7 protein-coding genes are annotated in these 8448 nt (G+C 36.8%); all 7 read left to right on the top strand.

From position 1 onward, the window contains the following. On the top strand, positions 1-1317 hold a 1317-nt coding region (locus WBG45_RS12370), incomplete at its 5' end, for a peptidoglycan DD-metalloendopeptidase family protein (RefSeq protein ID WP_424414982.1). Between the two features lie 202 nt (positions 1318-1519). Continuing rightward, the gene (yycF, locus tag WBG45_RS12365) at positions 1520-2227 is read left to right on the top strand and encodes a response regulator YycF (protein ID WP_024536261.1); all 708 of its coding nucleotides are present in this window, start codon (positions 1520-1522) and stop codon (positions 2225-2227) included. Positions 2228-2232: 5 nt separating this feature from the next. Further along, positions 2233-4056 carry a cell wall metabolism sensor histidine kinase WalK gene (gene walK / locus WBG45_RS12360; RefSeq protein WP_424414979.1) on the top strand — a complete coding sequence of 608 codons (1824 nt, stop codon included), beginning with the start codon at positions 2233-2235 and terminating at the stop codon, positions 4054-4056. Then, positions 4047-5378 carry a YycH family regulatory protein gene (locus WBG45_RS12355; protein ID WP_424414977.1) on the top strand — a complete coding sequence of 444 codons (1332 nt, stop codon included), beginning with the start codon at positions 4047-4049 and terminating at the stop codon, positions 5376-5378. Before walK ends, WBG45_RS12355 begins: the two co-directional genes overlap by 10 nt. Further along, on the top strand, positions 5365-6180 hold the full coding sequence (locus tag WBG45_RS12350; RefSeq protein WP_424414975.1) for a two-component system regulatory protein YycI: 816 nt from the start codon (positions 5365-5367) through the stop codon (positions 6178-6180). The genes WBG45_RS12355 and WBG45_RS12350 overlap by 14 nt, the downstream gene beginning before the upstream one ends. A gap of 12 nt (positions 6181-6192) precedes the next feature. Further along, on the top strand, positions 6193-6981 hold the full coding sequence (locus WBG45_RS12345) for an MBL fold metallo-hydrolase (protein WP_424414973.1): 789 nt from the start codon (positions 6193-6195) through the stop codon (positions 6979-6981). Between the two features lie 115 nt (positions 6982-7096). Beyond that, positions 7097-8383, top strand: a complete 1287-nt coding sequence (locus WBG45_RS12340; RefSeq protein WP_424414971.1) for a S1C family serine protease — start codon at positions 7097-7099, stop codon at positions 8381-8383. Positions 8384-8448 lie beyond the last annotated feature (65 nt).

Below are 8448 nucleotides of genomic sequence, written 5' to 3'. Positions count from 1 at the left end.
TTGCAGAAGATTTTTCATATATATGCTAGTGGTGAATATGTAGGGGTAGTATCAGATGAAAAAGTTGTAAAAGATCTAGTAGAAGAAAAAATTGCACAGACAAGCTCCCAATACGATGATTTAAGACTTACGGATGGATCAAACCTTTCCATCATTTCCGAACAAGTCTTTAATGAAGAAATAAACGATACGAAAACACTCGACAAGCTGGGCGGACTAGTAACGGTCGCTGCAGATGCTTTTGCATTGTCGGTCAATGACGAGATTGCAGTCTACGTCAAAGACTTAGAATCGTATCATGAAGTTATTCGTGAATTAAAACTTCAATCTATTTCTGAAAAAGAACTCACCGAATTGGAAGCTCGTCAAAGTTCTAAAGATTCTTTACCACCATTGAAAGAAAATGAAACACGAATTTTAGATATCGGGATAAAAGAATCAGTTTCTGGTGTAACAAAGCAAGCAAACCCTGAAAACATCATGACAGTAGATGAAGCAGTTAGATATCTTCAAAAAGGTACTTTAAAAGAAAAGACATACAAGGTTCAAGATGGGGATGTATTTAGCAAAATCGCTACTAAACATAATCTTACTTCTACAGAGTTAACTAAGTTAAATAATGGAGTGAGCGAGAAGAGTGTCCTCCAAGTTGGACAACAATTAAAAGTAACCGAGGTCAAACCTCAAGTGAATATAGAAGTTATGCGCGAGAAAAAAGAAACAAAAGAAGTGAAATTTGAAAATCAAGTAAAAAATTCATCTGAAATCCTTAAAGGTGATTCAAAAGTTCTTCAAAAAGGTGAAAATGGAAACAAAGAGATAACATATATGATTCGAGAACAAAATGGCATGCCTGTTGGCAAATCTATTCAAAAAGAAAAGATTGTAAAAGAAGCGAAAAAAAACATCGTAGCTAAAGGAACAAAAGTAATTCCATCTCGGGGATCAGGTAAATTTTCTTGGCCAGCTGAAGGTGGCTACATTTCAAGTAAAATGGGTCGCCGTTGGGGTAGAGAACATCGTGGAATTGATATTGCTCGACCTAGTGGCTTTGCAATAAAAGCAGCTGATAATGGTGTGGTTACATCCTCTGGACAAGACGGCACTTACGGTAACAGGGTAGTAATCGACCATCAAAATGGATTTCAAACGACTTATGCTCATTTAGCATCCATAGATGTAAAGAATGGACAAGTCGTATCTTCAGGTACGAAATTAGGTATTATGGGATCTACAGGAAGATCTACAGGAATCCATTTACACTTTGAAGTGCGAAAAAACGGTTCAATTGTTAACCCTCTTAATTATTTAAAATAGTCATATCTTTTTAGACGGTCAATTTAGCGAAATTGGCCGTCTTTTTATGTATAATCTTGTCGAATTATTGCCCGGGAAATATAGAACATTTCCCCACTATTACATGATAGATGCGAAACAAGGTAAAGCGTGATAGAGTAAGGAGTATAATGAGGTCAATTATTTTTCATATAGATAGATAGCAAGAGAGAGGATGAATTCCATGAGTAAAACTATTTTAGTGGTAGATGACGAAAAACCGATTGCGGATATTTTACAATTTAACTTAAAAAAAGAAGGATATAATGTTGTTTGTGCTTATGATGGGGATGAAGCTTTAAAGAAGGTTGAAGAAATTAAACCTGATTTAATGTTACTAGATATTATGTTACCGAACCGTGATGGGATGGAAGTATGTCGTGAGGTTCGTAAGAAGTATGACTTTCCAATCATTATGTTAACTGCTAAAGATTCAGAAATTGATAAAGTACTTGGTTTAGAATTAGGTGCTGATGATTATGTTACAAAACCATTTAGCACTCGTGAATTGATTGCTCGTGTAAAAGCAAATATGCGACGCCATCAAACTTTACAGTCAGAAGATGCCGAAGAGGCAACGAATGAGATAGTAGTAGGTTTGTTAATTATTCAACCAGACGCATATTTAGTGTTAAAGCGAGAAGAATCAATTGAATTAACTCATCGTGAATTTGAATTGCTACATTACTTAGCAAAACATATAGGACAAGTAATGACGCGTGAACATTTATTGCAAACAGTATGGGGCTATGATTATTTTGGTGATGTTCGTACTGTAGACGTAACGATTCGTCGTCTTCGAGAAAAAATTGAGGATAACCCAAGTCACCCAGCATGGATTGTGACACGTCGTGGCGTTGGGTATTATTTGCGTAATCCTGAACAGGAGTAGACAGAATGCAAAAGGTTGGATTTTTTAAATCGATTCACGTCAAAATTGTCCTTATTTACATTTTGCTGATTCTATTGGCAATGCAAATTATTGGACTGTATTTTGCACGCGAGTTAGAACATACACTTAAAAAAAGCTTCACCGATTCCATTGAACAACGAGTGGATTTGGTGGAGTTTAGTGTGCGTACAGAAATTCTCAAGCAACGTGGAGAAGAAGACGAGAGCTTAGAGCAAAGCTTGCGCACTGTACTATATAGCATACGGTCAGAAGATATTAATGAAATTCGTATAGTAGGAAGCAATTTCCGTATCTTAGCTACATCTGATACAAATAACCAATCAATAGTTGGTCAACGTTCCACGGAGCCTTTGGTTCGTCAATCCATTTCTTCGGAGACACCGTCTAATAAGATTCGTTTAGACCGCCAAAAAGAGGATCGGATTTGGGTGCTAGCTTCTCCTATTATTTATGATGGGGAAGTCCTCGGTACGATTTATTTAGAATCAAATATAGAAACCGTATTTGAGCAAATGACTGAAATTAACCAAATTCTTGCTGGTGGTACAGCGGTGTCCCTAGCAATAACGATAATCCTAGGTATATTAATCGCTCAAACCATAACCCGACCTATTTCGGATATGCGTAGACAAGCCCAAGCAATGGCTAAAGGGAACTTTTCACGAAAAGTTCGAGTTTATGGGAATGATGAAATCGGGCAGTTGGCGATTGCGTTTAACCATTTAACGAATCGTCTTCAAGAGGCACAGTCCACGACTGAAGGAGAACGTAGGAAATTAGCATCTGTTCTCTCCAATATGACCGATGGGGTAATTGCGACCGATCGTAAAGGGCGCATCATATTAATAAATGATCCTGCGTTAAGATTGTTAAGAGTTCCTAGAGAATTAGTGTTGCATCGTCCAATATCATCTGCACTTGGAATAGAATCGCAGTACGCATTTGAAGATTTAATTCATATGAAAGATTCTATTAACTTAGATTTCAGTTCGCCTGAACGTCCGTACATTTTGCGTGCAAACTTTTCTGTTATTCAAAAAGAAACAGGTTTTGTAAACGGCTTAATAACAGTTCTTCATGATAATACCGAACAAGAGAAAATTGATATGGAACGTCGTGAGTTTGTAGCAAATGTTTCGCATGAACTTCGTACCCCATTAACTACCATGCGAAGTTATTTAGAGGCGCTTGCTGATGGCGCTTGGCAAGATAAAGAATTAGCACCATCATTTTTAAACGTTACGCAAACCGAGACAGAACGCATGATCCGATTAGTCAATGATTTGTTGCAGCTGTCGAAAATGGATAGCCGAGACTATGATTTAAACAAAGAGTTTGTAGAGTTTAATAAATTCTTTAATCGTATTATTGATCGTTTTGAAATGTCAAAATCTCAACAAGTTCATTTCGTACGCTTATTACCAGAAACGCAGTATTTTGTGGAAATTGATACCGATAAATTGACACAAGTCATCGATAATATTATTTCGAATGCTCTAAAATATTCGCCTGACGGTGGAAATATTCGTTTCGGCATGATTGTGCAAGACGGATTTTTAAAGGTTATGGTTTCTGATGATGGTATGGGTATTCCAAAAGAAAATGTAGAACGAATTTTCGATCGTTTTTATCGTGTTGATCGAGCACGAGCAAGATCAATGGGTGGATCGGGACTGGGACTTGCTATTGCCCGGGAAATGATTGAGTCACATGGTGGAGCTATATGGGCAGAAAGTGAAGAAGGTAATGGAACGACCATATTCTTCACGTTACCATTTGAGTTAGATGAGGCAGGTGAATGGGATTGAAATATATTGAGCATGCAAAATCGATTTTCCTAGCCTTACTAATTGTATTAAGTGTGACGTTAACTTTTACTATTTGGACCTATACACCAACTTATGAAACCATTGAATCAACACCAGTAGTGGATATATTAATAGCAGATAGCAAGAGAATAGATGATGTCATTAAACCTTATAAAATAATCACAAGTCGTGAAAAAGGCATGACAGGTACGATGGAACCATTTAATTTGGATCGAGTTGTTAACGTCATGAAGGATTGGGAAATTAGTGATTTGACTTTAGAAGATACTAATTTAACTACCGGAGAATTAAATGAATTAATCGGGACACAAAATCACTACACATTATTTTTTTCAGACGATGTTCCGTTTCCTGTTTATGATAATATTTTGCCTTTTTCCATTACTAACATTCCAGAAGACGGATTTGACCGTTTAATTGTTAATTGGAATCGTATGGATAATGGGGAACTCAAAGTTTATTTTGCTAGTTCTAAAACAAACACAATGTACTCAGCAATAGCCAAAGATATTGAGTGGAAATTATTTGATCAAAAAGTAGTGTCATCTTCACTAGAGTACTCGAAGTTTACAGAAATTCAGCGTAAAGGAAAGCTGTCTCTTTATGTATCTGCTCAAGATGTAGAAAGTATTCGTTACACATATTATTTAAAAGAAATTGATACAAATCGTTTTCAAGAAGCTTTGTTCAGTGATCCGAGTCTTGTACGTCAAAGTCCTGTAGGTACCACAAATGAAGAATATTCGGATGGCACTTCATTGATGAATGTGAATAAATTAGAGCGGACTTTAAGTTTTGTCAATCCTTCTGCGGAAACCTCAGTACCAGCTCTGCCTTCTAAATTAGTATTTGAAAGTTTGTATTATATAAATGAACATGGAGGATGGACTGACGAGTTTCGATTTGCCAAAATAAACCCTGTAAATCAACAAATTGATTATCAATTGTATTTGTTGGGGTATCCCGTCTTTAGTGTAGAAACATCTACAAAAATTACTACAGTCTGGGGTGACCCTGGAATTTACAATTATTTGCGACCGTACTATACACTCGATTTGTCATTACCATTCGATACGGTCATTTCAACCTTACCATCGGGCGAGAAAGCATCTCGAGTGATGCAAATGCTGAAAGACGTTGATTTCAATAACGTGGATGAACTGACACCGGGTTATTACTTAACTAGGGATGATGAAAAACGGTTACTGATATTGGAGCCATCTTGGTTTTATTTATCGAATAATCAATGGACTCGGCTTTCACCTGAAGATTTAGGGGGTGGGCAGCTTGGATTGGAATAAAACCAAAACCATCTTTATTTTCGTTTTTGCGATTCTAAACGTCTTTTTATATTCATTGTATTTAAATCGATACAACGAAGCAAAAGATGTTGAGGTTCTCGGAGAAACGTCTATTGAAGAGAGATTACAAGGTGATAATATTCGCTATGACAGTATTCCTGAAAATACTACCAAAGAAAAGTATGTTTCAGGAAATATTCGAGTTTATGAAAAAGATGAATTAAAGCCAATTGAAAATCAAAAATTTGAAGTTATAGATAAATCAAAACTTGTTTCTACATTTGATAAACCGGTGCCACTCGAAAACATTGAAGACACTACAAACGTTAGGAAGTTTGTTGATGAAAATGTTTTTGATGGCTCATCCTATGAGTTATTTAATATTGATGTTAAAGAAAAAACAGCGACTTTTTTCCAAACCATCAATAGCCGTCAAATTTTCTTTAACCAAAATGCACTTCTCACTATTTATTGGAATGAAGAAAATGAAGTCTATAAATATGAACAAACAGGCTTTGAAGAGCTAGAAGATAATTTTGATCAAACCGAAACTTTGTTACCGGATGAGCGCGCTGTTGAAGTGTTGTATCAACGAAGTCTATTGAAACCAAATTCTACGATTACGATGATTAGTCTAGGGTACTCAACACTTGTCCAATTAACGGAAACCCAAGTGTTTGCACCAACTTGGCGAGTTCGTGTAGAATTACAAGATGGTACAAAAGAAGACTATTTTGTGAATGCGGTAGAAGGAAAGATTATTGAATTTAACAAAGAGTCTGAGGAACCACAAGAAGAGTAAGGAGTTTTCGTCATGCGTTTTAGTGTTTTAGCAAGCGGTAGTAGCGGAAATGCCATTTACGTTGAAAACGATGAACATGCATTTTTAGTCGATGCAGGCCTGAGTGGACGTAAAATGGAGGAATTGTTTACCTCTGTTGACCGCAGTATGAAAAAGTTAAGTGGCATTTTGGTTACACATGAACATAGTGATCATATAAAAGGGCTAGGAATTCTAGCTCGGAAGTATAAAGTTCCGATATATGCCAACGCCAAGACGTGGATGGCTATGGAACATTTAGTTGGAAACATCCCAATCGAACAACGCTTTCACTTTGATATGGAGTCTGTAAAAACATTTGGGTCACTGGATATTCAATCTTTCGCAGTATCTCACGATGCAGCGGATCCAATGTTTTATGTTTTTCATGAGAATGGTCGTAAACTTGTTTTAATTACAGATACAGGCTATGTTAGTGATCGAATGAAGGGCCACATTAAAGGCGCAGATTCATTTGTCTTCGAAAGTAATCACGATGTGGGTATGTTACAAATGTGTCGTTATCCGTGGTCTATTAAACGACGTATTTTAAGTGATGTTGGTCATGTTTCAAATGAAGATGCAGCAGTCGCTATGAGTGAAGTAGTTGAAGAGAAACCTACACGCATCTATCTCTCACATTTAAGTAAAGATAATAATATGAAAGATTTGGCCCGCATGAGCGTATCGCAGACGCTTGAATCATGTGGTATTGTTACCGGCGAATTTTTGAAACTTTACGATACAGATGCAAACATAGCAACTAAATTAGTTACTGTCTAAACCTTACTTTTTGTGAGGTTTTTTCTTTTTGAGCAAGTTTTAAAGCCATTTTCATCTAATTTTAATGTTGATTGGTTAAAGTAAAGATAACGAAAAACAGAGAGGGAGATTATCTATGGGATATTATGATGACCAACCAGCAAAGTCACCAGAGCCACAAGATCGACAACAACCTCAAGAGCCAGAAGAAATAATAGAACGACAAGAGCGAAGAGAACCACCAACGAGAGTTGTTAAAAGAGGCAGTAAGGGTGGCTACTTTTTTAGCGGACTTTTAGGTGTCATGATCGGTGCATTGATTGTCTGGCTGATGTTACCTTCTCTTGTTGGTATGATGCCAGGAAGTGAAACATTAGGTGACAACGAAAATGTATCTTCATCAAACAAAACGCAACAATTATCTGCAGACATAACAACGGATGTCACATCCGCAGTTGAAAAGGTAGCGAATTCCGTTGTAGGAGTCACAAATATTCAATCGACATCCAACTTTTTAAGTCCTTCAAGCGAAGGACAAGAAGCAGGGGCGGGATCGGGTGTTATTTATAAAAAGTCTGGCGATAAAGCATATGTTATAACCAATAATCATGTTATTGAAGGTGCCAGTCAAATTGAAGTGACATTAGCAGATGGCTCAAAAGTAGAAGCAAAATTACTGGGTACAGATATTTGGACAGATCTTGCCGTTCTTGAAATGGATGCTTCAAAGGTAACGACTATTGCTGAGTTCGGAAATTCAGATTCCTTAAAACAAGGTGAAACAGTGATTGCAATTGGTAATCCACTTGGTTTAGATTTCTCAGGATCAGTAACAACAGGTGTGGTATCTGGTAAAGATCGTACAATCCCCGTTGACTTAAATGGCGATAACCAAATCGATTGGCAAGCGGAAGTATTACAAACAGATGCTGCCATTAATCCAGGTAATAGTGGTGGAGCTCTTGTAAATTTAGCTGGACAATTAATTGGTATAAATTCAATGAAAATTTCACAAGAGACTGTTGAAGGAATAGGCCTTGCGATACCTGTAAATTCCGTCATTCCAGTAATCGAAGATTTAGAAGAGTTTGGTGAAGTGAAACGTCCATCGATGGGAGTTACATTAGTAGACGTAACAAATGTCTCTGCATTCCATCAACGCGATACGCTTGGACTACCAGAAGAAGTTTCAACTGGTGTAGTCATTGACAAAGTCGTAGAAGGTTCGGCATCTGAAGAAGCTGGATTAAAGCAATATGATGTAGTGGTTGAAATGGATGGAGAAAAAATCGAAAACATGATTGATTTGCGTAAACACTTATATAATGAAAAAGAAATTGGTGATAATATGACCATGAAAATTTATCGAAAGGGTCAACTGATGGAAGTTACGTTGAAATTGAAAGATAACACAGCGTTATAAAGACTTCAAAATAGCTTGTGGATGACAAGACCAAGCTGTGGATAACCAATTTCGATTTACAAAAG

This window comes from Paenisporosarcina sp. (assembly GCF_049671445.1).
In the GTDB taxonomy this organism is placed as follows: Bacteria; Bacillota; Bacilli; order Bacillales_A; family Planococcaceae; genus Paenisporosarcina.
The sequence above is the reverse complement of the archived record's forward strand: the minus strand, read 5'-3'. Positions and strand labels throughout refer to the sequence as shown.